The 26,696-nt window shown below is 75.6% G+C and carries 22 protein-coding genes and 2 tRNA genes; 8 read left to right on the forward strand and 16 right to left on the reverse strand.

Going from position 1 to position 26,696, the window contains the following annotated elements; genetic code table 11:
- Positions 1 to 15: 15 nt before the first annotated feature.
- From Q5761_RS10860 to Q5761_RS10875, 4 genes are all read right to left on the reverse strand, one after another.
- Entirely contained in the window at positions 16 to 597 is a 582-nt protein-coding gene (locus tag Q5761_RS10860; protein WP_318751651.1) for a TRAP transporter large permease subunit, read from the reverse strand.
- A 440-nt stretch (positions 598 to 1,037) separates the two neighbouring features.
- A complete protein-coding gene (gene tnpB, locus Q5761_RS10865) occupies positions 1,038 to 2,306 on the reverse strand; it encodes an IS607 family element RNA-guided endonuclease TnpB (RefSeq protein ID WP_318750618.1) in 1,269 nt (422 codons plus the stop codon).
- Between the two features lie 127 nt (positions 2,307 to 2,433).
- A complete protein-coding gene (locus tag Q5761_RS10870) occupies positions 2,434 to 2,625 on the reverse strand; it encodes a hypothetical protein (protein WP_318750619.1) in 192 nt (63 codons plus the stop codon).
- Between the two features lie 587 nt (positions 2,626 to 3,212).
- The gene (locus Q5761_RS10875; RefSeq protein WP_318750620.1) at positions 3,213 to 4,553 is read right to left on the reverse strand and encodes a M42 family metallopeptidase; all 1,341 of its coding nucleotides are present in this window, start codon (positions 4,551 to 4,553) and stop codon (positions 3,213 to 3,215) included.
- 449 nt (positions 4,554 to 5,002) lie between these two features.
- On the opposite strand from Q5761_RS10875, the gene Q5761_RS10880 reads away from it, so the two are divergent.
- The gene (locus tag Q5761_RS10880; RefSeq protein ID WP_135224385.1) at positions 5,003 to 5,209 is read left to right on the forward strand and encodes a CDGSH iron-sulfur domain-containing protein; all 207 of its coding nucleotides are present in this window, start codon (positions 5,003 to 5,005) and stop codon (positions 5,207 to 5,209) included.
- Between the two features lie 76 nt (positions 5,210 to 5,285).
- Here the strand turns inward: Q5761_RS10880 and Q5761_RS10885 are convergent, their stop codons facing one another.
- Together Q5761_RS10885 and Q5761_RS10890 are read right to left on the reverse strand one after the other, a co-directional pair.
- On the reverse strand, positions 5,286 to 5,531 hold the full coding sequence (locus Q5761_RS10885; RefSeq protein WP_135224386.1) for a hypothetical protein: 246 nt from the start codon (positions 5,529 to 5,531) through the stop codon (positions 5,286 to 5,288).
- Between the two features lie 67 nt (positions 5,532 to 5,598).
- On the reverse strand, positions 5,599 to 6,435 hold the full coding sequence (locus Q5761_RS10890; RefSeq protein ID WP_318750621.1) for a class I SAM-dependent methyltransferase: 837 nt from the start codon (positions 6,433 to 6,435) through the stop codon (positions 5,599 to 5,601).
- Positions 6,436 to 6,990: 555 nt separating this feature from the next.
- Between Q5761_RS10890 and Q5761_RS10895 the strand changes: the two genes are divergently transcribed.
- On the forward strand, positions 6,991 to 7,350 hold the full coding sequence (locus tag Q5761_RS10895) for a hypothetical protein (protein WP_135224388.1): 360 nt from the start codon (positions 6,991 to 6,993) through the stop codon (positions 7,348 to 7,350).
- Between the two features lie 337 nt (positions 7,351 to 7,687).
- Positions 7,688 to 8,329 carry a DUF4149 domain-containing protein gene (locus tag Q5761_RS10900; RefSeq protein WP_135224389.1) on the forward strand — a complete coding sequence of 214 codons (642 nt, stop codon included), beginning with the start codon at positions 7,688 to 7,690 and terminating at the stop codon, positions 8,327 to 8,329.
- Between the two features lie 353 nt (positions 8,330 to 8,682).
- Here the strand turns inward: Q5761_RS10900 and mtnA are convergent, their stop codons facing one another.
- The 3 genes from mtnA to Q5761_RS10915 form a co-directional block, all read right to left on the reverse strand.
- A complete protein-coding gene (mtnA, locus tag Q5761_RS10905) occupies positions 8,683 to 9,876 on the reverse strand; it encodes an S-methyl-5-thioribose-1-phosphate isomerase (protein ID WP_135224390.1) in 1,194 nt (397 codons plus the stop codon).
- Between the two features lie 16 nt (positions 9,877 to 9,892).
- Positions 9,893 to 10,555, reverse strand: coding sequence for an EscU/YscU/HrcU family type III secretion system export apparatus switch protein (locus tag Q5761_RS10910; protein ID WP_243123630.1), 663 nt, complete (start codon positions 10,553 to 10,555; stop codon positions 9,893 to 9,895).
- 435 nt (positions 10,556 to 10,990) lie between these two features.
- Complete coding sequence (locus Q5761_RS10915) at positions 10,991 to 11,434, reverse strand: hypothetical protein (RefSeq protein WP_318750622.1); 444 nt, start codon at positions 11,432 to 11,434, stop codon at positions 10,991 to 10,993.
- Between the two features lie 887 nt (positions 11,435 to 12,321).
- Between Q5761_RS10915 and Q5761_RS10920 the strand changes: the two genes are divergently transcribed.
- Positions 12,322 to 13,422, forward strand: a complete 1,101-nt coding sequence (locus tag Q5761_RS10920) for a hypothetical protein (protein ID WP_135224392.1) — start codon at positions 12,322 to 12,324, stop codon at positions 13,420 to 13,422.
- Here the strand turns inward: Q5761_RS10920 and Q5761_RS10925 are convergent.
- Complete coding sequence (locus Q5761_RS10925; RefSeq protein ID WP_135224393.1) at positions 13,326 to 14,069, reverse strand: hypothetical protein; 744 nt, start codon at positions 14,067 to 14,069, stop codon at positions 13,326 to 13,328. The two genes, Q5761_RS10920 and Q5761_RS10925, sit on opposite strands and share 97 nt — an antisense overlap.
- A 362-nt stretch (positions 14,070 to 14,431) precedes the next feature.
- Positions 14,432 to 15,193: an N-acetylmuramoyl-L-alanine amidase gene (locus Q5761_RS10930; RefSeq protein ID WP_135224394.1), complete on the reverse strand. Its 762-nt coding sequence runs from the start codon at positions 15,191 to 15,193 to the stop codon at positions 14,432 to 14,434.
- A 752-nt stretch (positions 15,194 to 15,945) separates the two neighbouring features.
- On the opposite strand from Q5761_RS10930, the gene Q5761_RS10935 reads away from it, so the two are divergent.
- From Q5761_RS10935 to Q5761_RS10950, 4 genes are all read left to right on the forward strand, one after another.
- A tRNA-Ile gene (locus tag Q5761_RS10935) sits at positions 15,946 to 16,018 on the forward strand.
- Positions 16,019 to 16,871: 853 nt separating this feature from the next.
- Positions 16,872 to 18,332, forward strand: coding sequence for an ISLre2 family transposase (locus tag Q5761_RS10940; protein ID WP_135224670.1), 1,461 nt, complete (start codon positions 16,872 to 16,874; stop codon positions 18,330 to 18,332).
- Between the two features lie 125 nt (positions 18,333 to 18,457).
- Positions 18,458 to 18,529: transfer RNA gene (locus Q5761_RS10945), tRNA-Glu, on the forward strand.
- A gap of 1,028 nt (positions 18,530 to 19,557) precedes the next feature.
- Positions 19,558 to 19,770 carry a hypothetical protein gene (locus Q5761_RS10950; RefSeq protein WP_135224396.1) on the forward strand — a complete coding sequence of 71 codons (213 nt, stop codon included), beginning with the start codon at positions 19,558 to 19,560 and terminating at the stop codon, positions 19,768 to 19,770.
- 685 nt (positions 19,771 to 20,455) lie between these two features.
- Here Q5761_RS10950 and Q5761_RS10955 read toward each other — a convergent pair.
- From Q5761_RS10955 to Q5761_RS10975, 5 genes are all read right to left on the reverse strand, one after another.
- Positions 20,456 to 21,352, reverse strand: coding sequence for a response regulator transcription factor (locus tag Q5761_RS10955; RefSeq protein ID WP_318750623.1), 897 nt, complete (start codon positions 21,350 to 21,352; stop codon positions 20,456 to 20,458).
- Complete coding sequence (locus Q5761_RS10960) at positions 21,349 to 22,713, reverse strand: sensor histidine kinase (protein WP_318750624.1); 1,365 nt, start codon at positions 22,711 to 22,713, stop codon at positions 21,349 to 21,351. The genes Q5761_RS10955 and Q5761_RS10960 overlap by 4 nt, the downstream gene beginning before the upstream one ends.
- A gap of 555 nt (positions 22,714 to 23,268) precedes the next feature.
- Positions 23,269 to 24,366 (reverse strand): ABC transporter permease, encoded by a 1,098-nt coding sequence (locus Q5761_RS10965; RefSeq protein ID WP_318750625.1) that lies wholly within the window; start codon positions 24,364 to 24,366, stop codon positions 23,269 to 23,271.
- Between the two features lie 180 nt (positions 24,367 to 24,546).
- Positions 24,547 to 25,713 (reverse strand): ABC transporter permease, encoded by a 1,167-nt coding sequence (locus tag Q5761_RS10970; protein WP_135224398.1) that lies wholly within the window; start codon positions 25,711 to 25,713, stop codon positions 24,547 to 24,549.
- A gap of 12 nt (positions 25,714 to 25,725) precedes the next feature.
- Entirely contained in the window at positions 25,726 to 26,691 is a 966-nt protein-coding gene (locus tag Q5761_RS10975) for an ABC transporter ATP-binding protein (RefSeq protein ID WP_135224399.1), read from the reverse strand.
- Positions 26,692 to 26,696: the final 5 nt, after the last annotated feature.

Raw genomic sequence — 26,696 nt, forward strand, 5'->3', positions numbered from 1 at the left:
GGCCCCAGGGCTCGCCTACGCCGAGGGCGCCGGCGCCCGAGGCCGCCGGGCCGCCAGGTGTGCGACCAGCCCCGCCGCCGCCAGCAGCAGTCCCGTAAGGTCGCCGCGGGAGCCGGGGTACATCAGGGCCAGGCCGCCCCCGACCAGCAGCAGCCGCTCGGGCCAGCGCGCCGGACCCCGCACCCAGCCGGCCACGCCCGCCACCAGCGCCGCCAGCCCCGCCACGGCCGTGACCGACGCCAGGAGCACCCCCGGCCAGGGCCCGTCCCACAACAGGTTCACCCCCGTCGGACTCAGGGTGAAGAGGAACGGCACGAGGAAGGCCGGCAACGCGTAACGCCACGTCAGCCACATCGTCCGGAAGGGGTTGCCCCCGGTGATGGCGGAGACGGCGAAGCACGACAGCGCCGTCGGCGGCGACACCTCGGAGAGCACCGCGTAGTAGAAGGTGAACATGTGGGCCGCCGGCTCCGGCAGCCCCACCTGGACCAACGCCGGCGCCACCGTCACCGCCGCGACGATGTAGGAGGCCGTGATCGGCAGGGCGAGACCCAGGAGCATGAGGACGAGCGCCGCCAGGATCAGGGTGGGGATCAGCTGCCCGCCGGGCGTCCTCCGTCTTCAGGGGTCTTCAGGGTGGGATGCCTAGTCGGCGGCCCAGATCAACCAATGACCCTGTCGCCGGACAAGATAGAAGTTGCCCACCAGCGACGGCGCGTCCCCAGCGGTTCGGGCGCCGCCGGGCAAAACCTCCACCCACCACGTGGACGCCAGCACCTCAGATCCGCAGTTGTTGCCGATCAGATCCGCGTGGGGCGACCGGCTCGCCGGGGCGATCGCGCCGGTCCCGTTCTCGCCGGCGTCCTCCGCCCCGCCCGGAGCCTCGGCGGGAGGGGACGGGCGTGTCGCCTCCTGTTGGTCCAGGATGGGCCAGTAGGCGGGATCGGTGGTCCTCTTCGCCGCCGCGAAGTCGCCGTTACCTGAAACATCGTCATCTGTTTCAGGCAGCCGATCCTTGCGGATCGGCGGTGCCGGTCTTACCCGGCCATGCGCCGGTGCCGGCTTCCCGCTTCCTCCGGGATCGCCTGCCTTGCGGCAGGTCTTCCATCCCGTCCACGGGCGTTTTCCGTCTCCGGGCCACTCCCGGCGACGGCGGCCGCCAGGGCCGCGAGATTCCGCGCTGCGTTTTCGTCCCGGTCGAGCACGAGCCCGCATTCCTCACAGCGGAAAACGCGCTGCGAAAGCGGCAGCGACGGCTTGACCGCGCCACACCGCGAGCAACGCTTGCTGCTGGGATAGAACAGCGGCGCTTCGACCAGGACCGCCCCGTGCCAGGGACACTTGTAGCGGAGCTGGCGGCGGATCTCCGCCAGGGCCGCATCGGCCAGCACCCGGGCCAGCCGCCGGTTCTTCAGCATGCCCGCCACGTGCAGCTGCTCAACCACCACCACGCCGTAGGTGCTCGCCAGGTGGTGAGTCAGCTTGTGAAGGGTATCCTGGCGGAGGTTCCGGGCCCGCGCATGGAGCCGGGCCAGCCGGCGGCGGGCCTTTTGCCACCCCCGGCTGCCCCTCTGGCGGCGAGCCAGGGCGCGGTTCCACCGGGCGATCTTTCGGAGCGCCTTTTCAAGGGACCGGGGGTTCAGCCACTTCTCGCCCGTCGAAAGGACCGCCAGGTGCTGGACGCCCGCATCGACGCCAACGATCTTCCAGGGGAACCGGGGCCGGTCTGGCTGCCGCTCTACTTCGCAGGTAAAGCTGACGAACCACCGGCCCCCTTCCCGTGACACCGTGGCGGACAGAATGCGGGCCGTTCCCGCTTCGATGCGCCGGAGCAGGGCCGTAGTCCGCTCGTGGGTCTTCACCCGCCCGACCCGGGGCAGCACGACGTGGCTCTTGTCGTCCACCCGGATCGCGCCGGTGGTGAACCGCACCGACTCCCGGCCACGGCCCTTCTTCCGAAAACGCGGGAATCCAACCCGGCGGCCCTTGCGTTCGCCCTGGCGGCTCTTCGACCAGTTCTGCAGGGCCCGGGCGAGTCCGTCCAGACCGGAGGAATAGGCTTCCTTCGAGTTCTCCCGCCACCAGGGGGCGACGCGGTGCTTTTGCCGGTTCCACTCCCGTCGCAAGGCGGGGAGGGTCCAGGGCACCTCGACATCCTCGCCCCGGGCGCGGGCTTCCAGGCGCTCCTTCACCAGAGCCAGACCCCAGTTGAAGGCGAAGCGGCGGGCGCCTACGTGGGAGGCCAGCGCCCGTGCCTGGCGGGGTGTGGGGTCGAGGGCGAAGCGGTACGCCTGCAACACACGCACGGGCAGGCCCCCCAAAATCATCCAAGGACAGCATACCAGAACATATGTTCCGTGTTAAAGGGCGACCGAGGAGCAGAGGGGAGGGAATGCGAAGATTTGATGACGTTAAGCAGCGCGTTAGCTGTTCTCAGCCCCTCCGCACGGCGGCCGTGTGCTGCTCAAGGACCCGCAGCAGTTCCTCGGCCTCGACGGATGGGGGACGCTCGAGACCCTTCGGATTTGGACACGCCGCCGCGAGGAAGAACCCCTCGTGGCGAGCCGGCACGGAGGGTGGGTAGACGTCGGCCGGCAACGTGCCGCCGCCCCGACCACCGATCACGGCCGCCTGTCCCAGACAGCCGGCAAGCAGCAAGGCGGCCCACACGAGCAGGGCGCCAGCGGGCCGTCTCCAACCCCATCCCCCACGAGGCGGGCTTCCGAGCCTCTGTTGATTCACCCCACCCACCCCACCCACCCCCGGCCCGCACCCCCTGGCGGCCCGCCCACCCGGCCGACCCGCACCACCCCGGAGCGGCGGGGCCGCCGCCCGGCCCCGGAGGGTCCGTCACCGCACCGAGACCGGCCGCTTTGGCCTGTTCTTCCAACCGCTGGGCAAATCCTCCTGCCCCCTCGGCCGGCCTCGTCCGGGCGTGCCTCTGGGCGCCCGCGGCCTCCTCCTGCCCATCGCCGCACAACGCCGACGGGACGAACCGGCCCGGCACCTGCCGACGGCCGGTCCGTCCCGCAGGATCCCGCTCCCCTCCGGCCCGCGTACCCGCCATCGCGTCGTTCCGCCGCCCGCATCGCAGGACACCCAACCGTGCCCCGCATCGCAGGCCCCGGCACGGGGCGGGCGCCCCCACGTGCCCCCCGCCGGCTCGCTCTCCCCGCCGACGTCCGCGCAGCGGCCGGCCCCTGGGGGGTCCGCTACCGGGGTGGCGCCACCGCCCCGAGGTCCCGGCCGTCGGGTCCCGGGCCCCATGCCGCGGCCGTCGTCCCGCCGGGGCCGCCGGCTCCCGCACCATCGGCCCAGGGGTCTGCCGCCGGCGCCAACGCCAATCCCGGTGCCAGGGCCGGGGTCGGCCCCATCCCGGGGGTCGGGGCTCCAGGTACCGCGCCCATGCCCCATGGCGCCACCCAGGGGATCGATCCGGCGCTGGGGGTGCCGGCCACCGCCCGGGCCGGCGCCATCGCCTTCAGCGACTCGACGGTGGCGGCGTCGAGCCGCTGGATCACCGCGACGATCAGCCGGACTGCCTGCTCGAGGTCCGACAGCCGCAGGATCGACCCGTGACTGTGGATGTACCGCACCGGGATGCCGATGGACAGGGTCGGTACGCCGGTGGAGGCCGTGTGGATCTTGCCCGCGTCGGTGCCGCCGCCCGGCATGACGTCGAACTGGATGGGGATGCCGTGGTCCCGCGCGGTGTCGACCACCAGGTCCCGCAGCCGCAGGTGCGGGATCATGCTGGCGTCGTAGAGCGAGACGGCGGGCCCGCCCCCCATGCGGCAGGAGGCCGGCAGCCGATGACGGTCGATGCCCGGCGTGTCGGTGGCCACGGTGGTGTCGACCACCAACGCCACGTCGGGCGCCACCGCCCGGACGCTGGTGGTGGCCCCCCGCAGGCCCACCTCTTCCTGGACGGTCGCCACGGCATAGACGGTGTTGGGGTGCTGGACCGTGGCCAGCCGTCGCAGGACCTCCACCAGGATCGCGCACCCGGCCCGGTCGTCCCACGCCTTGGCCAGGAAGGCCCCGGGCGGGCCCAGCGGCTCGAAGGGGCTGGCCGGCACCACCGGATCGCCCGGCCGGATGCCCAGGGCCTCCGCCTCCTGGCGGCTGGCGGCCCCCACGTCGATGAACATGTCCCGCAGGTCCACGGGCCGGCTGCGTTCGTCCGCCGGGAGGATGTGGGGCGGCTTGGCGCCGATGATGCCGGTCACCGGCCCCCGGGCCGTGTGGATCCGCACCCGCTGGGCGAGCATGACCTGGCTCCACCAGCCGCCGATGGGCTGGAACCGGACGAACCCGCCGTCGTCGACGTGGCTGACCATGAAGCCGATCTCGTCCATGTGGGCGGCCAGCATGACCCGCGGCCGGGCGGCCGCCCCGGGCCGCTCGGCGATGAGCGACCCCAGGTTGTCCGTCCCGATCCGCGCCGCCAGCGCACCCAGGTACCGGGTCAGCACCTCCCGCACCGGAGCCTCGTAGCCGGAGACCCCCGGCGCCTCGGTCAGCTCCCGCAAGAGGGCCCAGTCGGTGGCCATGGCGTCACCTCCGACGCTAACGTGCACGGGCCACCCGGGGCATATCCCCGTCCACCCCTCGAAGCCTTGCGGGGCCTGGCGAGGGACCTGCGACCCGGACCGTCGCCAGGCTCCCCGACGCGGCCGGCTGCGCCCCGTGGACCGCAGCGGGACGGGGCGATGGGCCATGACCGCGACCGCGCCCTGGCCGGCGCCCTGGCCTGGGCCTGGCTCCGTCCGGCTCCGCCCCCACCGGGGCGAGGCGCGCCCGCGGTGATCCCGCCCCCTTGCCCGAGGGCCCGTTCCCGGAGGCCCGGGACCGGTGACGAACGCGGCCCGCCGCCCGCCGCCGATGGCTGCACCGCCGCCGGCCACCGCGTTGACGCACCCGCGGCGGCCGTGAACACTGGAAGGCAGAGGGCCGACCCTGGAAGAGGGGAACCACGCTGCCAAGGGGAGGGAGCTCCGACATGAGCCGGCTGGTCCGCCACGATCGCAATCGTCCGTACGAGGTGCGTCCCGAGGGTGCCGAGAAGAGCATCTGGATCTGCGCCTGCGGCCTCTCGAAGAACAAGCCGTTCTGCGACGGCTCCCATCGCCGGACCCGCGACGAGAAGGAGGGTGTGCTCTACATCTACGACGACGAGGGCCGCGTCGAGGTGCGGTCCATGTACTGAGGACCTCCAGCGCTGGGCGCACCGCTCGTCGATCAGTCCGCGCGTTCCCGCCGCTTCGTCTCCAACCGGGGCGTGGTCATGGTGAAGGAGCGCCTGGGAGCCTGCCCCCGGGGCCGGTGGAGGTGCCGTGGCCCCTCCGGTTGCGATCCGGGAGTACGGCCTCGGCACCGAGGGGCTCGTCGCCCGCGTTCACGACGCGAATGCGCCGCGCCTGGACGTTCCTCTCCAGCACCAGCGCATCCTCGTAGCCGTGCGCCTTCCCCTCCACCACGGCCTCGCGGTAGACCGCCTCCGGGATAAGGACCGCAAAGGCTCGGACCACCGGAGGGCGCGGCCACGCACGCCACCGGGCGGGGAGGGCCTCTGCCCGCGCGAGCCGCCAGAGCCCGTCAGGGCTTTCGCGCCACCAGCAGGACCCGTCGCTTGCGGAACACCCAGCCCGCGGGGCCCTTCGCCACGACCCGTGCCCGGACGGCGGGTTCGTCCTGATTCCATCGCACCTCGAGCCGGCCCAGGAGCTCCGCCGTCGGAGGGACCGGCGCCAGCCAGTGCTCCAGCGGTTGCGGGTCGTCCAGGACCACGAGGCGCTCCAGCTCCAATTCGGCCTCCTCCACCATCGCCGCCCACCGCCCGGGCGGGTGGGCGCAGGCGTGGGATGGGTCGCGGAGGCGCTCCAGGTCGTTGAAGAGGGCAGCGGCCGCCGGAAGCGGGGGCGGCGTCATGTCGACCACCCCGAGACGCCCGCCGGGACGGAGCACCCGTGCCATCTCGGCCAGGGCCAGGGGGACGTCGCGGAAGTGGTGGGCGGCGCGGCGGCAGGTCACCAGATCGAAGGACGCCGCCGGGAAGGGCAGGGCGTGGACGTCGCCCACCACGAAGCGGGCGTTGTCGACGCCCCGCTCCGCCGCCTCCCGGGCGAAGGCCTCCGCCATCGCCGGCGTCAGGTCCACTCCCGTGACCTCCTTCACCCGGGGTGCGAAGGTCAGCGCCGTGTGGCCGGTGGCCGTCGCCACGTCCAGCAGCCGCTGGTCGGGGCGGGGATCCAGGGCCTCCACGAGGGCGTGGAGGTCGGCCCCGGCCCGGTGCCCCGGGCTGCGTCGGTACGCCTCGGCGTGCCGGCCGAAGAACGCCTGGATCGCCGCGGGGTCGCCACCCCGCCCGGCCTCGCTGCCGGCGGACGAACCCGCCCCCGGGAGGACCGCGTCCCGCTCGTGCCTCCGGTCCATCCAACGACCCCCTCCCGGCTGCGTCGTCGCCGCGGCCCTCCCCACGGGCGCCGGTTCTTGTGGGCTCCGGTTCCGTCGGGCGGCCCGCCGGGACCGGGCCCACCCCGCGGATCCCGCGGGAGGGCCGGCGAACCCCATCCGCTACCCTGGCGAGTCCGACCGGCGGCCTCCATGGCGTTCCTCGTCCGCCGCACGCCACCGGCCGTCCCCGCGAGACCAAGCGGCGTTCTCCGTAGGGTTCTTCGTGCCGGTGCATCCCACCGGCCATCCCCGAGTCCGAGCGACGGTCGCCGCGGAGCCCTTCGTGGGCTCCTCGTGGTGTCCTTCGCTCGATCGGAGTTCTTCCCTCGATCCGCGTCGACCTCCCGGGATGGGGCTGCCAGGGGGCGGCCTGCGCCGAATCGGGACCCTGCCCGGTTTCCCTCGCGGGGGCAGGGCGGTTACGATGGGGGCGTCATGGGACGGGCATCGCAGGGCCGGGATCGGACGGACGTCCGACCCCGGTCCCGATGGCGTGTCAGGAGGAGGAACCCGTCCCAGGAGGAGGAACCCGGCATGTCCACCGTCGCCTTCATCCACGGCTTCCTCGGGCCGATCGTCTTCGCCTTCGCCGTGCTGCGGGTGGTCTGGACCGGCTATCGCATGCTGGCCGGCCGCGATCTTCCGGCCGCCCGGATGCTGGGGGGCCTGACCATCGGGCTCTTCGACCTGCAAGCGCTGCTGGGCATCGCCCTGCTGGCCACGGTGGGGACGGCCACCGTGAGCTGGCGCCACCCCGTGTTGATGCTAGCGGCGGCCGTCCTCGCCCACATGGGCGTCGCCGCAGGGCGACGGGCCGAGGGCCGGCCGGCGGCTCCCTTCGTCCTCGCCCTGATCAGCGCCGTCCTGGTCGGCGTCGCCTATCCCGCGCCGTGACCGGGCCGACCGGAGCGGGTCCCACCGCGACCGGCCCCGTCGCACCCACGGGGCCGACGGTGCGGGCTTGCGGGATCGGGAGGCGGTCGGCCGGCGGCATGGGCAGGTGGCCCGCGGAACGGGGGACGCACCGGCCTGACCCCCTCGGAGAGGGCCCGCCCCTCGGAGGTCCGGGGGCCCGGCCGGGCGTTGGAGCGGCGGGGCCACGGCGAGGGGGACGGCAGGGGGCGGCGGGTGCGGGGAACGGCGAGGGAATCGGGGCAGGGCCCGCCCCACGGACGGCCGACGACGGGCCGGGGACCGGACGGCCGACGCGGGCAGGTGAGGAGGTCCCGTCATGGCCACCGCGTGGCGCAACCTGTACGTGCTGCTGATGGCCGCCTGGTTCGGCATCATGGGCTATTACACGGGCATCCTGACCCCGACCTTGACCCGCGCCTTCCCGGCGGAGTTCGGCCGCATCGTCGCGGCCCTCTTCCCGGGGTACTTCCGGCTGGGGGAGGTGCTGGCCCTGGCGGCCACGCTGGCAGCACTCCTGGAGCTCCGGAGCCGCCGCATGGGCTCCACCCCGCCGCCCCAGTCCCGCGGAGGAACCGGCCCGCGCGAGCGGCCGCCCGGCGGGCGGGCGGCCTCCGGCCCGGCCGCCGGCCCGGAGGCCGCCGAAGCCCCCGACCCCGGGGCGCCGGCAGCCCCGATCCGGCCGCGCCTCTCCGGGACCGGCCGCCGTCTGGCGCTGGCGGTGGCGGCCCTGGTGCTGGTGACCGTGAACCGCGAGCTGGTGCTGCCCGCGGCCCACGCCGCCCGGGGGACGGACGCCTTCGGCGCCTTGCACGGCCTCTCCATGGGGATCAACCTGCTGACCGGCCTGCTGGCCCTGGCGGGTGTCGCCAGCGGCCTGTGGGCCCCGGCGGCTCCCGCGGGCCCGGATGCCCCAGCGGCCGCCGACGGCGGCCGGCCCCGCCAGACCGGCCGCCCGTGACGCCGGGGCGCCGGCCGGCGGCCCGGCGACGGAGACGCAGGCCGGCGGCCCGGCGACGGGGACGCAGGGGCGGCGGCCTGTGCCCCGGTCCGCTGGGCCCGTGGGCCCATGGGCGGCGGCCGACACCCCGGTCCGCTGGGCCCATGGGCGGCTGCCGGCATCCGGCGGCACCCGGTACTTGGCGCGACCCGGCCATCGGCGCAAACTTCCCGGCCCACCAGAGCCCCGCCTGCGGTCGCCGCGGTCCGTCGCCGCCACCGCACCCCAGCGGGGTCTCCGATCCCGACGTCGACCGCGGCGAGGCCTCGAGGTCGCGCCCCTGCGCCCGGCCGGCGGGTCGTGAGCGCCGGCGCTCACGACCCGCCGGCCGGTGGGGCGGCCCGGTTCGGACCCGTGCCCTCCGCCGCCGGAGCCGCAGCCCGCTCCGCGATGGCCTCCCGGTAGGGCGGACGCAGCACGCCGCGATCGGTGACGATGGCGGTGATCAGCGCCGCCGGCGTCACGTCGAAGGCCGGGTTGTAGACGGCGGTCCCCGCGGGCGCCCAGCGCACCCCTCCCAGGGCCCGGACCTCGTCGGCGCCGCGCTGCTCGATGGGGATGGCGTCGCCGGAGGGCAGGGTCGGGTCGACGGTCGACCACGGCGCCACCACGTAGAAGGGGATGCCGTGATGGCGGGCCAGCACGGCCAGCATGTAGGTGCCGATCTTGTTGGCCGTGTCGCCGTTGGCGGCGATCCGGTCGGCCCCGACCAGCACCGCGTCCACCTGGCCGGCGCCCATCACCGCGGCCGCCGCCCCGTCGACGATCAGGGTGTGGGGGATACCCTCCCGCTCCAGTTCCCAGGCGGTCAGGCGGGCTCCCTGCAGCAGCGGCCGCGTCTCGTCGACCCACACGTGGCGAAGGCGCCCCTGCCGCCAGGCGGTGCGGATGACGCCCAGGGCCGTCCCGTGTCCGCCCGTGGCCAAGGCGCCGGTGTTGCAGTGGGTCAGGACCCGCGCCCCCGCGGGCAACAAGGCCGCGCCGTGTTCGGCCATGCGCAGGCACATGGCCAGGTCTTCCTCCTGGATGGACCGGGCCTCGGCCTCGAGAGCCGCCGCCACCGCCCGGGGGGCAGCGCCGCGGGCCGCAAGCTCGCGGGACCGGTCCGCCATCCGCCTCAGGGCCCAGTGCAGGTTGACCGCGGTCGGGCGGGTCGCCGCCAGTCGGCGGACGGCGGCGTCGACGGCCTCGGCCACGGTGCCGGCGGTGGTCCCTGGGTCCCCGCTCGATGCGGCCCCCTGCCGGTCCCGCCCGTCCTGGCCGGGTTCGTCCGCCCGCGGCCCGTCCGACCCCGCCGATGCTGCACCCGCTGCCGCCCGGACCGCCGCCAGGGCCACGCCATACGCCGCGGCGATGCCGATGGCCGGCGCCCCGCGGACCACCATCGCCTCGATGGCGCGGGCGACCTCCTCGACGGACGAACAGGCCACCCAGCGCTCCTCGGCGGGCAACCGGCGCTGGTCCAGGAGGTGGAGCACGCCTCCCTCGTAGCGCACGGGCTGGATCACCGCCGCTCCCCCTTCCTCACCGTCTGCCCCGGGGGGGCCCGCCCTCCGGATCCGGAACAGCCCGGACCGTGCCGGCCGGCGCGGCGCCGCCGACGCTCCCTGCCCCGGCCCCGCCGCCGGGCCCCGGGGCGGTCAACCGGGCCGGCGGCCGCGGCCCGTCCTGGGCCGGGGCCCGCGACGGGGGCACGGCCGCCGGGGGCGCAGCCGGGGCGGCCGATTCGGAGGTGAGGCCCCATCGCTCGGCGAGGCCGCGGCTCTCCGCCAGCTGGCGGTCGACCTCGAGGGCCAGCGCCATGATCCGGGCGACCACCTCGTACAGCGCCGGCGGGATCGCCTGGCCGGGCGGCACGCGGGCGAGGATGGGCGCCAGCGGCGACCGCACCAGGGGCACCCCGGCCTCGCGGGCGCGTCGCAGGATCGCCTCCGCCATGGCCCCGAAGCCGGCAGCGACGACCCGCGGCGCGGCGTCCTCGGCCGGTGCATACCGCAAGGCCGCCGCGGCCCGCCACCGGCGGTGCCGGCCCCCGGGGCCGGCGCCACCCGCCGCGGGAGCCCGGCCCGCGCCATGGTTCGCCCCCGCATCGCCCCGCCGGGCGCGGTCCGCGGCCGACCGGCCAGGCCCCCCTGCCGGGTGGCGGGCGACGGGGTCCGGAGGCTGCTGGGGTGCGTCGGCCGTCACCGTCTCACCTCATGCCGCCGGCGTCGGGCGCGTCTCCCGCCCGCGGCCGGTTCCGCCTGCACCGGCTCCCGAGCCGGTTCCCGAGCGGTTCCCGAGGACGGCTCGTCGGGCTCAACGTAATCCAGGCGCCCCTCCCAGGCAAGGGGCCGGGGCCCTTTCCAAGCGAGGGGCCCGGAACGGTCGCCGTCGGCTGGCGAGCCCATGAGGGGGCCGCGCCGTGGGCCTCTCCCCGCCCGCGAGCCGTGAGGGGGCCACCCCGCGAGCCTCTCCCCGCCGGCGCAGGCCCGGCTCCGCACCCCCGTCGGGCCGTCGGTGGGCCGGAGCGCCCCAGGGGATGATGGCCTCGCGCCGCCGGGGACCTGGCGTCCCGTCCCCTCCCCGCCCTGCCGGCGATCCGCGGCGGATCCACGTCGCACTTGCCGCAACCCCGAGGGGCTAGGGTCGCCCCGGGTCGGCGGGCGTCCCTGCGACCGTGGGCGGGACGACGGCCCGCACCGAGACCCCTGCCGGCTCGAGGCCCCACGCCTCCAGGAGCCGCCGCAGGGCCGCCTCGTCCCAGCCGCGATCCTCCAGACGCGTGGCCGCCGGCGCGTCCACCACCAGGTGGAGGAACACCCGGCGGCCCACACCGGCGACCCGGACCTGCCAGGATCCCGCGTGGGGCAGCTCCCAGCCGATCTGGACGGCCCAGGGCTGGGGCCGCCCACCGCCCGTCCCGGCCCGACCCCCTTGGCCGTCGGCCGGGCGCACCGCGTCCGCGGCCGCGGTCCAGGTCCGGCCCGCGGCCGCGGACGCCGTCGTGGGCGCCGGTGCGCCCGCATCGCCGCCCGCCTGGGAGGGAGCAGCAGGGAGGCGGCGGTCGCCCGGCGAATCGCCCATATCCCCCCGCCCGGACGGGGTCGGCAGGCTGGCAGGGACCGAGTCCCCGCCAACCCGTGCCGACCATGGAGCCGGCGCCCCGGCTGCCGACAGCCCCGGAGGAACCGGCTCCCCTGCCGGGGTGGCAGGCGTCCCCGCGGAGGGGGGCGGCGCGTCCGACGCCGGACGCGAAGGGCCGGCTGGCGCCCCAGCCGGCGGATCCAGGGGACGGAGGGCGACGGGCACCGACGGGGACGGCGGAGGCGGAGCCGCCTCCGCCGGGTGCACCCCGGGGGGACCCACGGCCGCCGGTGCCGGGGGACCGAGCCCAATGGCGGTCGACGGCGATGCCGCGGGCGGCGCCGTGGCCCCGGCGCGCAGGCCCGGCGCGCCGGGCGCCACCGGCGCCGGTGAGCCGACGGTCTCCGGCGCGGGTGCGGCGGGAACGGCCGGTGGCGGGACGGCGGGGCGAGCCCTGGGCGACCCCGCCGGGGGACCCCACGCTCTGGGGACTGGCGGTTCGGGTGCCGCCAGGGCCGGGGGCGACGGCAGCCGAGGAGCTGCTGCGGCGTTCTTGGCCGGTGTCGGCAGGGCGTCGGCCGCCGGGACCGGCCGGCTCGCCCCCGCGGCCCCGGTCGCAGCCGGCGTCGCCGCGGGCGCGGTGGACGGCACCTTCGCCGCCGGATCCCCCCGACCGGCGGCCGGCTGACCTCGGCCGGGGGAGGGTCTGCCCTCCGGCCGGGTCGCGCCGCCCGCCCCCTGGACCTCCTGGATCAGACGGATGACATCGATCAGAAGGGCTTGCGTTACGAAAATCCGATCCACGGCGGCTACGACCTCCGCATCCCGGTGCGCCCGGTGGCAACGGCCGCTACGGCTGGATTAAAATAGGGTAGGAGGGATCGGCGGTGCCCGCCAACCTGCTCCCGCTCGAACACCTCACCGACGCCGACTTCGCGTTCCTCGCGGCGGCCGTCTCCCCGCGCAGCGACGCCCGGGATCGCATCGCGCGACTCCTGCGGGACGGCGGCGAGGCGATCCAGCGAGCCCTGGAGGACCGCCGGACCCACCAGGCCCTGCGCCAGGGCGATGCGGCGCGCGACCTCAGTCCCTACCTGCTGTTCTCCGTGCTGCTCTACCGGCGTCGGGCCGAGGAGCGCAGCCGGGTGCAGGGGTCGGCGCGGTCCGCCGGGACGGAGGGCACGAACCCGTCCCGGGGCGATCCCCGCGGCCATGCCGCGCAGGCCGCCGCACCGAGCGGGGCGGAACCGGCCCGGCCCGATGCCCATTGGCTGGCGGGGCGCGAGCGGGGCGGCGACGAGGCCGGCGACGCTCCGGCCGCCCGCGGTCAGCGGGAGGGCCTGCTGGATTCCCCGTGGACCGTCCACTACCTCGCCGAGCTGCTGGCCTGCTTCGCCTACACGCCGCCCGGCATGGCCGCCTTCACCCTCGGCGGGCGCCATTTCCGCCTCCCCCTCGCCGAGGTCGACCTCGCCAGCCTCAACAAGGTCGCCCTCTTGGCCGCCGAGCCGGAACGCCTCTCCATCTATCGCCGGCTCGGCGACCTGACCCTGTTCCTGTCATCGGTCGCGGTGGAGCCCGTTGAAGCGGCGCCGGCCCCCGAGGAAGGAGCGCGGTCCGCGGCCGCGTCGGCCACGGGGTCCTGCGAACCGCGCAAGGCGGAGGGGGCGGAGGGAGACCGCAGGGACGCTCGACCGGGTGGAGCGGGGCAATCCCTGCCGTACCGCGAAGAGGAGCTGGAGCGGGAGGGGCGGCGGTTCTACGAGCACGCCGCCCAACACCGGAGTGCCGGGACAACCTACCTGGGGCGCACCCTGGTCCTCCTGGCCGCACAGTACGGCACCGTCCGCACCTTGCTGCGCCAGATCCTGCACCAGGATCTGCCCGCCGTCTACCCGGGGGGACTCGCGGAGCTGGCCTCGCGGTGGGGCAACGCGCCCCAGCCCGGTGTGGAGGTCCTCTCGGCCCCGGAGGGCCGACGCGAATGAACCGGACCCACCCTGCCGGATGAAGACCCCGCCGCGGCGAGGAGACCGGTCACGGGCTCCGCCGCCTGCCGCGCACCGCCGGCCCCTGCCGCCTCCCCGTGCGGCCCAGGGCGGACCACCACATGCGGGGCCGGCTCGCCGGCTCGAGGATCGTCGACGCCCAGGATCGCCTGCCACGGGCGCGGGTAACGACACGTGCGCCGTCCCCGTTGGAGGGTGAAGAGGCCGTCCTCGTAAGCCTGGGCGAAGAACACCGGGTCGTTCAGCAGCCTGCGGTGGACTTCGGCCATCCAGCGCCGCTCCTGCCGCCACCGGGCCACCACCGCGCCCGCCCCGACGACCAGGGCGCCGGCGACGGCGAGTCCCGCCCACGCCCAGGGTCGGCCGGTCAGGAGGAACGCGGCGCCCAGGCCGGTCAGCACCCCCGCCAGCAACCGGGCGTACGCCCGCGCCAGGAGCCCGAGGTAGAGGGCCGACTCCACCTGGGCCCGCTGGAGGTACAGGTTGACCACGCCGCCGCGGTCCAGCCGCAGACGCACCTGCCCCTTGCGCACCAGGCTGCGCAGGCGCGCGAAGACCGCCGGTTCGTCCAGCATGCCGTCGCGGCCCCCCGACGTCCGGGGGCATCCGTCCCGTCCTGCCGTCACGGTGGTCCCCGTCCTCCGTCGCAGCAGCCGCGCCGGGACAGCGCCGGGGCGCGGCCGGACGTCTCCGCCCCGACCGGCGACATGGCGGATGCCGGGGTTCGCTGCCACGGGGTCCGCCCCCAGGCGACCCGGTTCGCCATCGGCCGGGCCGGTTCGTCCCAGGCGGGGATTCTGTCGAAGGCGCCCGATCCCCTGCACGGGGCCGTGGCCGGGAGAGGGCCGGCGCCGGGCGCCCGCCAGGGAAACGCATGGGGGATCGGTCCCACGGGCCGCTCCCAGGCCACCGGGCGCGGTGGGGACGGCCGCATCCATGGGCCGGGCTTCTGGATCCGGCCGCCCCTCCCCTGCGGGGTCGGGCTGGCTCACAGGTGCACGCGGTCGATCCAGGGGTCGAAACCGGCCTCCCGCGCCCGGCGGGCCAAGCGCTCCGCATAGGACCGGTCGCGGAAGGACCCGATCACGACCCGGTACCACACCCCCGCCGACGATCGCGACGGCGCCGGTGCGGAGGAGGCGCGATCGCTGGGCGCCGGCGACTGCCGGCGCGCCACATGGGGTGACAGCCACTGGCGTCCAAAGAACTGGAGGATCCCGCGGGCGATGGCCTCCGCCACCTGGGCCTGCCCGGCTGCCGAGCCCAGGTAGCGGGCGTCGTCCGGATTCGTGAGGAACCCGCACTCCACGATCACCGCGGGCATGCGGGTCTCGCGGATGACGTGATAGTAGTCGCGACCGCCCCGCCCGGCCCGGGAGCGCGCGCCGCGATTGGCGAGGGGGGTCAGGCGGTCGAGCCACTGGACCAGGTAGCGGGCCAGGATCCGCCCCGGCGACGTCGGGAGGACGGAGTGCCAGACCTCGAATCCCCGAGCCGACGGCTCGGTGTGGGCGTTGCAGTGGATGGAGACGAAGGCGTGGGCGCCCCATGCATTGGCCTGGTCCGTCCGCGCGCGCAGGGGTACGGTCCGGTCCGTGGTGCGCGACATCCGCACCGTCAACCCGTGGCGCACCAGGTGACGCCGCACCGCCAGCGCGATGGCGAGGTTGAGGTCCTTCTCGACGAGTCCGTGGCCGAGGGCGCCGGGATCCCGCCCGCCGTGGCCGGGGTCCAGGAAGACCTTGGGCATCGCCGTCCCCCTTGGTCACCCGATCGCTGCGCGGAGCGGCGGGTGGCGTCGCCGGCTCCGCGCCATCGTGGGGCCATCGTATGCCGGGATGCCGTGGCCTGCCCGTTGCCACCGCCGCACGGTGCGCGCGGGTCGACCGCCGCCATCCGCCGGCGGCGGCGGATGACCCGGGGACCCCCACGCGCCGGCCCCTGCCCCCGGCGGAGGATGCGCGGGCCCGCGGGCGGATGGGATGGTCGGGACCACCGCCTTCCTCGCAGCGGGCGAGCGCGCATCACCGACGCGGACCTGATCCAGGCCGTGGTGGATCCAGGCCGTGGTGGTGACGTCAGCCATCGAGGCCTGGGTCGCCCTGGCGGCGTGGGCCGGTTCGTCCAGCGGAGGAACCAGCGGGCGCGAGGGCGCAGGCTCACCCAGAGCCGCTTCGTCGACCCCACCGGTTGCGAGGCCCCTAACCTGGAGGCTATGACGGCCCGCGGCGGGCTGCACCGGCAGGTGCCCCGCCTCGAGGCGGTGGGGCCGGTGCGAGGCGGTTGGATCTGGGCGGACGCGCCCTCGCATGGTCGATGCCCGGGTCGGCGGGCGGGAGGCCGCGGCGCGGCGGACACCGTCCGTGACGTGCCACCGCCTGTGGTATAATCGGCCTGCACGACGGGATCATCGGCTTGACCTTGCACGACGGGGCACGAGCGGGGACGGCGCCCCGGCCATCGCCTCACCGGCCGCGGCACGGTCGGCCCCGTTGCCAGCGCGCGCCTGTAGCTCAACGGTCAGAGCAGCGCCCTCATAAGGCGTGGGTTGTGGGTTCGAATCCCACCAGGCGCCCGGGGTTCGCGCGCGTCGGAACGAGAGGATCGGGTGATCGGCGGCGGGCGAGGGGTCCTGCACGGCCCCTCGCCGCCGGGACCCCCGGAGGTCCGGTGCAGGTCCCGGTTCGGGGATCCGTCGGATCCGATGCCGACGATCGGCTCCTTCATCGGGTGCTTCGAGGATCGGGTGCCGGCGATGGCGGTCCGCTGGGGGAAGCCGGTGCTGCCGGTGGCTTCTCCGGGGATCCGGTGCAGACCGTGGTAGGGGTCCGGTCCCCGGCCCCTTGGGGCTCGCCCCGCTTCCCTGTGGCTCACCGCGCTCCGAACGGCTCTGCTGTTCGTACGGTCTTGGTGCCGACGTGCCGGCTCCCCGCACCTCGCGTCAACAGCGCGCATCCGCCAGCCCGTGGCGCCGGCGAAGGTGCGACCCGAGAGCCCGGGATGCCGATCCGAGAGCCCATGGCCCTTCCCACAGCCCGTGGCCGCGCAGCCAGCCTGTGGCCGCGCAGCGCTCGGCGGGCAGCCGGGATCCGGCTGCGGCTCGTCGGCTTGCTTCGATCCGGCTGCGGCAAGCCGGCGAGGCGCGGCGACCCAGGGGCGGGTTGGAGGAACGGCAGCCCATGGGTTCGTCCGAGGAGTGGCGGTCCACGGCTTCGTTCCGCGCCGGGATGGGGAGGCGCGTGAGGGCGCCGTGGTGGCTCAGTAGACCGGGTCGCGGACGAAGGCGCCGGCGCGCCTGCAGCCCTCTCGCAGGACTGTCTAAAGTTTCGGTAGGTGCTGGTGGGGGAAAAGCGAAGGAGAGACCTCACCAGGTTGTCCCAAACGGGACAGCCGATCCTTCTGGCCAAGGATGGAGGTGAGGCCTCTCCATGAAGGACGTGATTCGCCGCATCGGGGAGATCACCCTGCAGCTTGCTCGGGTTGTGGAAAAGGCCCTGTGGGAGGCTCCGGACTTTCGAGCGCTGGAGGTGGCCGTGGTCCGAGGGGCGCAGGAGGCCGCGCGGCAACTGTTGGTCACGGCTTTGGAGGCGCTGGACCGGCAGCTGATGGAGCAGCGGGACCGGCGGCAACTGAAGTGCGTCAATCAGCAACCGCGGAGCCTGATCACGTGGGTGGGTGAGATCCAGTGGGAACGACGGTATTACCAGGAGCGGCCGAGCGGCGCACGGCGGTTCTTGCTGGATGAAGTGCTCGGGCTGGCGCCGCGGCAGCGATACTCGCCGCTGGTGCAGGAGTTCGGGATTCAGCTGTGCACCCAAGTGCCGTTTGCGGCGGCAGCGGACTGGCTGGAGCGGGTGAGCTGCGGGGCCGTGCGGCTGAGCGCCATGGCCTTGTGGGCGGATGTGCAGGCGGCCGGGGCCCGAGCGGACGAAGCGGCGAAGGCGCAGCGGGAGGCGGTGTTTGAGCGGGGCGAGATCCCGCCCGGGAGCCGGCCGGCGGCCGCCGTCGACTTGGAGTTTGACGAGCTGTTGGTGCGGGGCCGGCGGCGCGGGCCGGATGGGCAGAAAGAGCGGATTGCGCTGATGCATGCGCTGGCGTATGAGGGCAAGGCGACGGACGCGCGGGGGCGGACGGTGCTGAAGAACCGGCGGGTGCACGTGGCCGTGGGCGAAGGGACGGCGTCCATCGAGGAGGCGCTGGCGGCCTTTGCGGCGGAGTGGGACTGGGCCCGGGTGGAACAGTGCACGGTGGGTGGGGACGGGGCGCCGTGGATCCGCAAGGCCCTTGAGTACCTCCCACAGGCTTCGTATCGCCTCGATCCGTTCCACCTGAAACGGGCCATGCGGCGGGGACTGCAGCACGACGCGGAAGCCCACCGGCAGCTGGCGGCGGCCCTGGCCGAGGGGAAGCCGTGGCGCGAGGTGGAGACGATCCTGGATGCGGCTCGCCGGCGGGCGCGGGGTGAAGCGCGCGACCGCGTCCAAGAACTGAAACAGTACTTGAAGAACCACTGGGACGGCATCGTGGCCGACGCGAACGCGCGGCGGCTCGGTGCGATCGAGGCGGAGAACTACCACGTGCTGGCCCGGCGAATGAAGCGGCGCGGGGCCGCGTGGAGCGAGCGAGGGGCTCGGCACCTGGCCCGGCTGTTGGCGGCTCGAGCGAACGGGGAGCTCGATCGCTACGCGCGTCCGGTCTGGCAGCGCCGCCAGGCGCCACCGGTGGCCCCGACCCCGCAAGGCCGGCTGTTCGGGCAGCGCCTGAGCCGGAGCGACGTGGAGGATGTCGCCCAGTGGCTGCGGGTGCGGATCCCGGCGCTCTACGGACCCCATGCGGACCGCGAGTGGGTGAAGGCGCTGCGGCATCTGGCCGGCCTTTCTGTGGCGTGACCGGAACATGGGTCGGGGGGATCCACCTACCGAAGCTTGATGCAGTCTCTCGCAGCCCTTTCCTTGTCGGGCCGGGGGACGGCCGGTATAATGCGGAGGGTAGCGGGTCCGAGGGTGAAGGACGGGGCCCCATGGTCGAGTGGTTAAGACGCGGGCCTTTCAAGCCCGAGGTAGGGGTTCGATTCCCCTTGGGGCCACACTCCGGACCGGGTCCGGGGCCCCGGACCCGGTCCGGGAGAGGACGGCGGCTGGCGACGGCCCAGGGCGCGGGTCCCTGCCGCGCGGCGGCGCGGCAGGGACCCGCGCTTTGCGCATCAGAGGGCCCGCGATGGGCGCAGGGACGGGGCTGCGGGCGGCGCAGCGTCGGGCCTGCGCACCGCGCGGCGAGAGCCTGTGCACGGTGCAGCGACAGGCCTTCGTCGTGCGCGGTGACGGGGCAGCGCACCCCACCGCTGCGGGCGGACCCCCACCGCGCCGCTACGGACCCGCCCACACGCGCCGCTGCGGACCGCCCGCAGCGCGCCGCTACGGGCCTGCCCACAGGCGCCGCTGCGGGCCTGCCATGGAGCAGCAACGGGCCTGCGCATGGCGACCTTCATCGTCCCCGCGGGGACCCAGGCCGGGCCCCAGGACCGCAAGCCGCCCCAGCCCGCTCTTGGAACGCGTGCCCATCCGTCGCCGAGCGGCGTGCGGCGCATGGGCCCACGAGGGAACGCCTTCGCAACCGCCCCCGAGGGAACGCCTTGGCATCCGCCCCTGAGGGGACGCCTGCCCATCGGCCCACGAATGGCCGTCGGTGGCCAAGGAATTGCTATAGGCGAGCACCCAGCGGAGGGAGTCTGTCATGGCCTGGGAAGGAACGCCATCGTCCCGTGCGCCCTCGGCGACGGCCATCGGCTCCGCCCCGCGCCCATCGCGTGGAGGGGCGCAGAACGTGCCCCCGCGGCCCGGCGCCGCGAGCGCCACCGGTACGACCTGGCGCAGCCGCCCGCTTCGACCGCCGCGGGCTCGCATGTTATCCTTTACCATGGCCGGGCGCAGCCCCGGGCCGCAGGGGCCGGCGGCCCGCAGCGTCCACCGCGTCTGCGCGGCGGCGGGGGCCGACGGAGGGGACGCCGCACCGGCCGTGCCCGCGGATGCCGGGGTGCCCGGCCTCGGCGCGGCCCCAGCCGCGTCCGTGCCGGCGGCGGCCCGCACCGCATCAAACCCCGAGGAGGTGGAGGGCATGCGGATGGAACAGGTCAAGGCCGAGCTGGAGCGCTGGGGAGAGCTGATCGTCACCCTGGCCTCGGGGCGCAAGTTCGAGCTGCACCTGGGCGATACGGAGTTCGACTTGCAGAACCGCGTCATCCGCATCACCGGGCCGGCCGCCCACTTCGTGCTGGACGGCGACGCCATCGAGCACGTGGAGATGCACTTCAGCCATCCGATGGAGTGACGGCGGGAGCGGACGGCGCAGCTCCCCGGCCTGCCTGCGCGTCGGACGAACGCGGCCCGGCGGCGAGGCCGCGGCAGGTGCGCTCCCCCGGCGCCGGCGGCACCCCGGGCGGGGTGCCGCCGGCGCGCGTGCTTGGGCCCCGGGCTCCGGCGAACCCCCTGCAAACTGCGCCCAACCCCGTCCCGGGCGCGTCGACCGTCGAACGCATCCGGGTCCCCGAGGTCCCACCGAGCCTCGTCCGGACCGCGCCCCAGCGTCCTGGCCGGGTCGGCTCGCATCCGGGCCCCGGGGTCCCGCCGAGCCTCGTCCGGACCGCACCCCACGCCGTCCGTCCGGCACGCCGTCCGTCCGGATCCACTCGCGCCCGGGCGCCGGCTCGACCGCACCCGGGCGCCGGCCCCCCAACGTCCCTGGCGGCACCTCGGTCCGATCCGGGTATCCGCGGCGGCCCGTTACGGCCCGGCCTGAATACCCCCCTGGCAGCACCTCGGTCCGACCCGGGTCCCGCCGTGGTTCCCTGCAACCCCGACGGGCGGGTCCGCGAGGAGGCGGTCCCAACCCGTCCGGACCAGGACGGCGTCTCGGTCCGCCCCGCCCGTGGGGATCGGCCTGTCCCACGGCCGCTCACCGGCTCGGGCGCGCTCACCGGCCCGGGCGGGGAGAAGCCGCGGCCCACCGGCTCGGCCTAGCCCCCACCCGCACCCGGCGGCCCACCGAGCCAACCCCGCGCGCGCAACACCGCCTCCACCCGGTCTCGCACCTCCAGGCGCGCGTAGATCTCGCTCACCACGTTCTTCACCGTTCCCTCGGAGAGATGGAGGCGCGCGGCGATCTCCCGGTTCGTCAGCCCTTGCGCCAAGAGGGCCAGGATCTCCCGCTGGCGGGCCGTCAGACGTCCGAGGATCCCCGACGCGGGCGCGCCGGCGGCCCCCAACGCCTGCGCGCCCGCGGCCGGCGGCGTCCCGCCCCGGGACGAGCCCCCCGTCGCCGCGGCCGACCCGTTGCCCGGCGCGGCGGGCGACGGTGCGACCCCACGTCCCCGGCACCGGTCGGCGGGGACCGTTTCCCCGCCCGCCGGCGCCGCCTCCAGGGGCCTTCCACCCTCCCGCGGCCCTGGGCCCTGGCACCGCCCCTCCTCGGCGGGACGCCCTGGACCCGTCCCGGCGCCGGCGTCCGCCCGGGCCACCAGACGACGAGCCAGGTCGCCTGGGATCAGCTGCCCGCCCAGGACGACCAGACGCACGGCGTTGGCCAGATCCTCCGCCGCCATGTCCTTCAGCAGGTACGCCGTCGCCCCGGCGGCCAGACACTCTTGCACCAGCCGGTCGTCATCGAAGGTGGTCAGCATGAGCACCGGCAGGTCCGGCTGCAACGCGCGCAGCCGGCGCAGGCAGGTCACGCCGTCCACCCGCGGCATGCGCACGTCGAGCAGCGCCACGTCGAAGGCCTCGTGACGCGCCCGCTCCACCGCCTCCGCGCCGTCGGCGACGGCGGTCACCGCCAGGTCACCCTGCAGCTCCAGCAACAGGCGCAATCCCTCGCGGACCAGCGCCTGATCCTCCGCCAGCAGGACCTTGATCATGCGCCCTCCGCCGGTCCCGGCCGACCGGCCTCCGTCCTGCCCGCCGGACGCGGCGCGGACCTCCTCGCCTGCCCTGCGACCGGCCCCGCCGGAGCCTGCGGTACCCCTGCGCCGGGATGGTCCGGCATGGGCCCGGACCCGCCACCGCGATCGGTGGCATGATGCGGCTGGGGAGGCAACCGGCGCGGCAGGCCGATCTCCACGCCGAAGCCACGCCCGGGCGCCGTCTCGAAGCGCACGGTGCCGCCCACGCGCTGCACCGCCGCGGCCATCCGCCCGAGGCCCATGCCGGGGATCAGGGTGGCCGCCCCCATCCCGTCGTCGCGGACGAACAAGCGCACCCGCGGCCCGGCCATCGCCAGGCTGACCTCCACCCGGCGGGCGCCGCCGTGCCGGGCGGCGTTGGTCAGGGCCTCCTGGACGGCGCGCAGGACGATGCCTGCCACCTCGTCGTCCACGTCGGACACGCCGGTGGCGTCGGGATCCAGAACGACCCGCACGGCGACGCCGGTGGCGGCGCTGAAGTCATCGGCCAGGCGCTCCAGGGCCGAGGCCAGCGGCAAGCGGGCGGGATGCAGGGAGCGACGCAGGAGCTGCCGCACCTGGTCCAGCCCTCCGCGCAGCCCGCGCTCCACCGCCTCGAGCCGGGCGCTCGCCGCCGCGGGGTCCACGCTCAGCAGGCGGCGGGCCAGGGCGACCTGGAGCAGCTGGGCGGTCAGGGTGTGCCCCAGGGCGTCGTGGAGGGCACCCAGCAGCTCTTCCCGCTCCCGCCGGGCCGCCACCTCGCGGCTGCGAGCCGCCAGCTCCGCGAGCCGCACCTGGGCCGTCGCGAGCTCGGCCACCGCCCGCTCCAGCCGGCGTCGCTCGGCCCGGTGCGCGGCGTGGAGGTCGCCGCTCCAGGCGGCGGCCAGCAGAGCGGCGCCGGCGAAGAGCGCCCCCCGCGGGCCGGCCACCGCGGCGGCCGTGGCGGCGCCGGCCGCCACGGCCGCCGCGCTGCACCAGGCCGCCCAGCGCCGGCCCACCACGGACGGCACACCCATGACCACGGCTGCCGCCGGCCCCACGAGCCCTACCTCGCCGCTGCGGTGGAGCGCCCAGAGTGCGCACGCCAGGCCGGCACCCAGGGCGGCGGCCGCCCGCCACGGGGCGGCCGCCGCCCTGGACCCGCTGGGCCATGGCGGGCCGGCCTGCGCCCCCGCGGCCAGCACCAGGGCTCCCGCCAGGGCCAGCGCCACCGCCGGAGCAGGTCGCGGCACGGCGAGCAACCACGCCCCGGCCCCCGCGGCGAACAGGACGAGCCGCGTCAGCTGATAGCCGGCTTCCTCCGGCGCCTGGGATCGCTCGAGCTTCCAGGGATCCAAGGCCCCACCTCGTCTCTCGCGGCGGCTCAGCCCGCCAACACCCGCGGCCTCACCGGCGGACGCCGTCGCGGCCCGTTGCCGACCCGTGGCCGGAACCCGCGCGGGTGTCCCAGGTAGAGCGCAGCTGCTTTCTGATCGCCTTCCAATGGACAGGGTGTTGCCAGGGTGGGCCTTCGACCAGCACCGGGCCGTTCCGAGTCCTTCGACTCCTTCGGCCAGCAACGGGCCGTCGTGCGTTCCTCGACCGGCACCGGGCTGTTGCGAGGCCCTCCACCAGCACCGGGCCCATCGCGAACCCATGGATGGCGGAGGGCGGTGGATCGCGGCCAGGACCGCCCCGGCCAGCGCCCGCGCCAGGCGGCGGCTTGGACGGCGGCTTCCCTTCTCGCGCCGAGCCACGGCGCGGTGGAGCCGGGCCCGTCTCCGCGGTGGAGCCGGGCCCGTCTCTTCGACGACTTCGCAGCCACGGCCCGCGGCGCCACGCGGGATCGGTTCGGGACCCACCCGGCGGGACCGGCCCCGCCCCTCGACCGGCCACCGCGCGGGCGGGCTCCTTCACGGGGCCCAGCGCCGCAGTCCGGCGACGCCTGCCGTCCCCGCCACCAGTCCGAACAACAGCAGCACGGCCACGGCCGGCAGTTGGGGGGCGCCGGGGCCGCCGAAGACGAAGGCCTCCCGCAGGGCGTCAAGGGCCCAATACACCGGGCTGAGGCGCGCCACCTCCTGCAGGGTGGCGGGGACCACGTCCAGCGGCCAGAAGGCCCCTCCGAGCATGGCGGCGATGGTCCCCACCAGGATGCCGGCGGCCGTGATCTGGCGCGGCGTCTGGGTGAACCCCGCGACCGCCAGGGCGACGCCGCAGGCGGCCACCAGCGACGCGGCCACGGCCAGGGCCAGCGCAGGGACTCCGGCCGCCAGCCAGGGCGCCCCCAACAGCGCCGTGGCTCCCAGCATCGCCGCCGCCTGGAGGGCGCCGATCAGGAACAGCGCCACCGCGTGCCCGGCCACCACCTCGCCGTAGGTGGCCCCCGCCAGCAAGGAGCGGGGCAGGGTCCCCAAGCTGCGTTCGTGGTGCAGGGCCGCCCCGTGGGTGATCAGGGTGACGAGGGCGAACATCGCGTAGAAGCCGAACACCGCCCGCAGGAGCTCGTAGTCCTCGGGTCGAACCGACGGCCGCGGCGCCACCGCCTCCACCGGCAAAGGCCCGGCCGGGGTCCCCGTCACCAGCCCGGCCGCCACCGCCCGGATGCGGGCGGCCTCCGCGCCGGGCTCCTGCCGCGGCCCGTACCAGAGCTCCACGCGCGGCCTGCCGGCCGCCACCGACTGCGAGAAGCCTGGGGGCACCCAGAGCACCACGCGCTCCCGGCCCTGGTGCAGCCGGGCCACCGCCTCCTCCCGGTCGAGCCGGCGCAAGGTCATCGGGGTCACCTCCAGACCCTGCAGCAGCGGGCCGACCCACGGCCCGCGGTCCTCCACCACGACGGCCAGCACCGGCACGTCGTCCGACCGGACGAACAGGCCCGCCACGAGCACCCCGAAGAACAGGGGGACGAGCAGCAGCCAGAGCAGGTTCAGCGGCCGTCGGAGGGTGCGCCGCGTGCTGGTCGCGGCGATGGCCGCCACGCGCCCCAGGGTACCCGCCAGCGGACCCACCGCGGGACGCACCCGGCCACGGCGGCCGGTGCCGCCACCCGGCACCGGGTGTCGCCGTTCCCCGCCTTCCGTCCCGGCGCTCCCGCTTCCCCCCGCGCCTTGCACCACCGCGCCGGCGCCTCCGGCGGGCGGTTGGGATGCTCGGTGCCGAGACGCCGGCATGGGACGTCCATCCATGGCTCACGCCTCCCCCGCCGTACGGGCAGCCAGCTGGTCCAGGAACCAGCCCAGGATCAGGAGGACCGCGCCGGCCGCCACCAGGTGCAGGGCCTCGTCCCGAACAGCCGCCGGTGCCGCGCCGGCCATCAGCGCAAGATAGCCGTCCAGCATCCAACGGTTGGGCACCCACTGCGACACCCGCGCCAGGATGTCCGGGAAGATGAACAACGGCATCATCGAGCCCCCCAAGAACCCCAGAACCTGGGCCAGGGCGGTGCTCACCCCCTCCTGGACCTCCGGCGATCGGGCGAAGGCCAAGAGCAGCGTGTTGACCCCCGCCGCCGCGAGGACGGAGGCCAGGGTGAGGAGCGCCCAGCCTCCCAGGTCTCCCCAGTGGACGCCGAAGAGGAGGCGCGTGGTGAGGGCCATCACCGTCATGAAGACCAAGCCGACCGCCACGCTGCCGGCAAAGGTCCCGCCGAGGTAGGCCGCGCGGCCGGTGCCGGCCGCCCGCACCCGCAGGTAGACGCCGGTGGCCCGGTCCCGCAGGTAGCCCTGGGTGCCCTCGCGGGTGGCGAAGTACACCATCATCACCGCCATGCCGGCCGCGTAGTAGGCCATGGCGTCCACCGGTGGCGGCCCGGCGGAGCCTTCGCCACCGGCCGGTTCGTCCGGCAGGGGGGCGGGCCGGAGGGTCAGGTCCACGGGAACCGGCCCCGCAGGCTGGGCTCCGCCGGCCCCGGCGGTCGCTGCCGCGGCCGCCTCCCGGGCCAGCGACTCCACCAACGACGCCGGCACGGTGCCGGGCTCGGCCACCACCTGGAGCGGGTCTTCCGGGAAGTCCGGGGACATCACCACCGCCACCTCGACCACCCGCCGGCGCACCGCCGCGACGGCGGCGTCCGCGCCGGCGACCTCCTGCACCGTGATCCACCCGTCGGCCTCGGCCCCGGTCAAGACCCGTTGGAGGACGTCTGCAGCGGGGTGGGCAGGCGGGACGGCGACCGCCACCCGGTACGGCCGATCCGGGCGGAAGTCCGGCGCAAAGGCCTGCCGGAGGCTCACCCCCAGCACGAGGTTGAAGGCCAGGGGGATGAGGAACAGGATCAGGACGCCGCGCCAGTCGGCCGCGAAGCGCAGCAGCTGGTTCAGGGCAACGGCGCTCGCCTGCCGCAGCGAGTCGCGCACGAACGCCACCTCCTAGTCGCGCAGGGCGCGGCCGGTCAGCGCCAGGAACACCGTCTCCAGGTCCGGGGTCTCGAGGCGCATCCCCCGCACCGGCACCCCGCGACGCACCAGCTCGCCCAGCAACTCCACGGCCTGCTCGGGCCCCCGGGGCAGGATGAAGCGCACCTCGCCGCCCGTCGTCTCCACGGGCACCCCGAGCTGGCGCCCCAGGGCGGCGGGGTCCTCATCGCGCAGGACGCCGTCCCAGGGGAGGCGCAGCACGGCGGCATCGCCGGCTAGCGCCCGCACCTGGTCCATGGGCCCCTGGGCGATGATGCGGCCGTGGTCCATGATGGCCACCCGGCGGCAGAGGAACTCGACCTCCTCCATGTAGTGGCTGGTGTAGAGCACCGCCACGCCGGTCGCGGCCAGCTGCCGCGTGGCCTCCAGGATGTGCCGGCGGGACTGGGGGTCGATGCCCACCGTCGGCTCGTCCAGCAGCAGGAGCCGGGGTCGGCCCAAGAGGCCGACGGCAATGTTGAGGCGGCGCTTCATGCCCCCGGAGAAGCGTTCCACCCGCTGGCCGGCGTGGTCCGTCAGCCCGACCAGCGCCAGGGCCTCCTCGATCTGCCGGCGCGCCTCGGCGCCCCGCAGCCCGCGCAGCGCGGCGAAGTAGCCCATGTTCTGGGCGGCCGTCAGCTCGGGATACAGGGCGACGTCCTGCGGTACCACGCCCAGGAGGCGCTGCGCCTCCCGGCGGCGTGTGGCCAGAGGAAGGCCGCCGACCTCGATCTCTCCGGCGTCGGGGCGCAGCAGGCCGGCGATCATCGCCAGGGTGGTGCTCTTGCCGGCGCCGTTGGGGCCGAGCAGCCCAAAGCTCTCCCCGGGATAGACCTCGAAGGACACGCCGTCCACGGCGACCTTGTCGCCGAAGCGCTTCACCAGGTTGCGGACCACCAACATGGGCTCGGAGCGGTGCTCCGCTGCGGGGGTCGTCATCGCCG

The sequence above is a fragment of the Thermaerobacter composti genome, from assembly GCF_033582035.1.
Taxonomy (GTDB): domain Bacteria; phylum Bacillota; class Sulfobacillia; order Thermaerobacterales; family Thermaerobacteraceae; genus Thermaerobacter; species Thermaerobacter composti.

Bases quoted from the DNA above. Each gene is read 5' to 3' on its own strand.
- Q5761_RS10875 (WP_318750620.1), bottom strand. From the start codon at position 4,553: ATGGCCACCGACTGGGCCCTCTTGCGGGAGCTGACCGAGGCGCCGGGG.
- Q5761_RS10880 (WP_135224385.1), top strand. From the start codon at position 5,003: ATGAGCCGGCTGGTCCGCCACGATCGCAATCGTCCGTACGAGGTGCGT.
- Q5761_RS10890 (WP_318750621.1), bottom strand. From the start codon at position 6,435: ATGGACCGGAGGCACGAGCGGGACGCGGTCCTCCCGGGGGCGGGTTCG.
- Q5761_RS10895 (WP_135224388.1), top strand. From the start codon at position 6,991: ATGTCCACCGTCGCCTTCATCCACGGCTTCCTCGGGCCGATCGTCTTC.
- Q5761_RS10900 (WP_135224389.1), top strand. From the start codon at position 7,688: ATGGCCACCGCGTGGCGCAACCTGTACGTGCTGCTGATGGCCGCCTGG.
- Q5761_RS10915 (WP_318750622.1), bottom strand. From the start codon at position 11,434: ATGGGCGATTCGCCGGGCGACCGCCGCCTCCCTGCTGCTCCCTCCCAG.
- Q5761_RS10930 (WP_135224394.1), bottom strand. From the start codon at position 15,193: ATGCCCAAGGTCTTCCTGGACCCCGGCCACGGCGGGCGGGATCCCGGC.
- Q5761_RS10940 (WP_135224670.1), top strand. From the start codon at position 16,872: ATGAAGGACGTGATTCGCCGCATCGGGGAGATCACCCTGCAGCTTGCT.
- Q5761_RS10950 (WP_135224396.1), top strand. From the start codon at position 19,558: ATGCGGATGGAACAGGTCAAGGCCGAGCTGGAGCGCTGGGGAGAGCTG.
- Q5761_RS10955 (WP_318750623.1), bottom strand. From the start codon at position 21,352: ATGATCAAGGTCCTGCTGGCGGAGGATCAGGCGCTGGTCCGCGAGGGA.
- Q5761_RS10975 (WP_135224399.1), bottom strand. From the start codon at position 26,691: ATGACGACCCCCGCAGCGGAGCACCGCTCCGAGCCCATGTTGGTGGTC.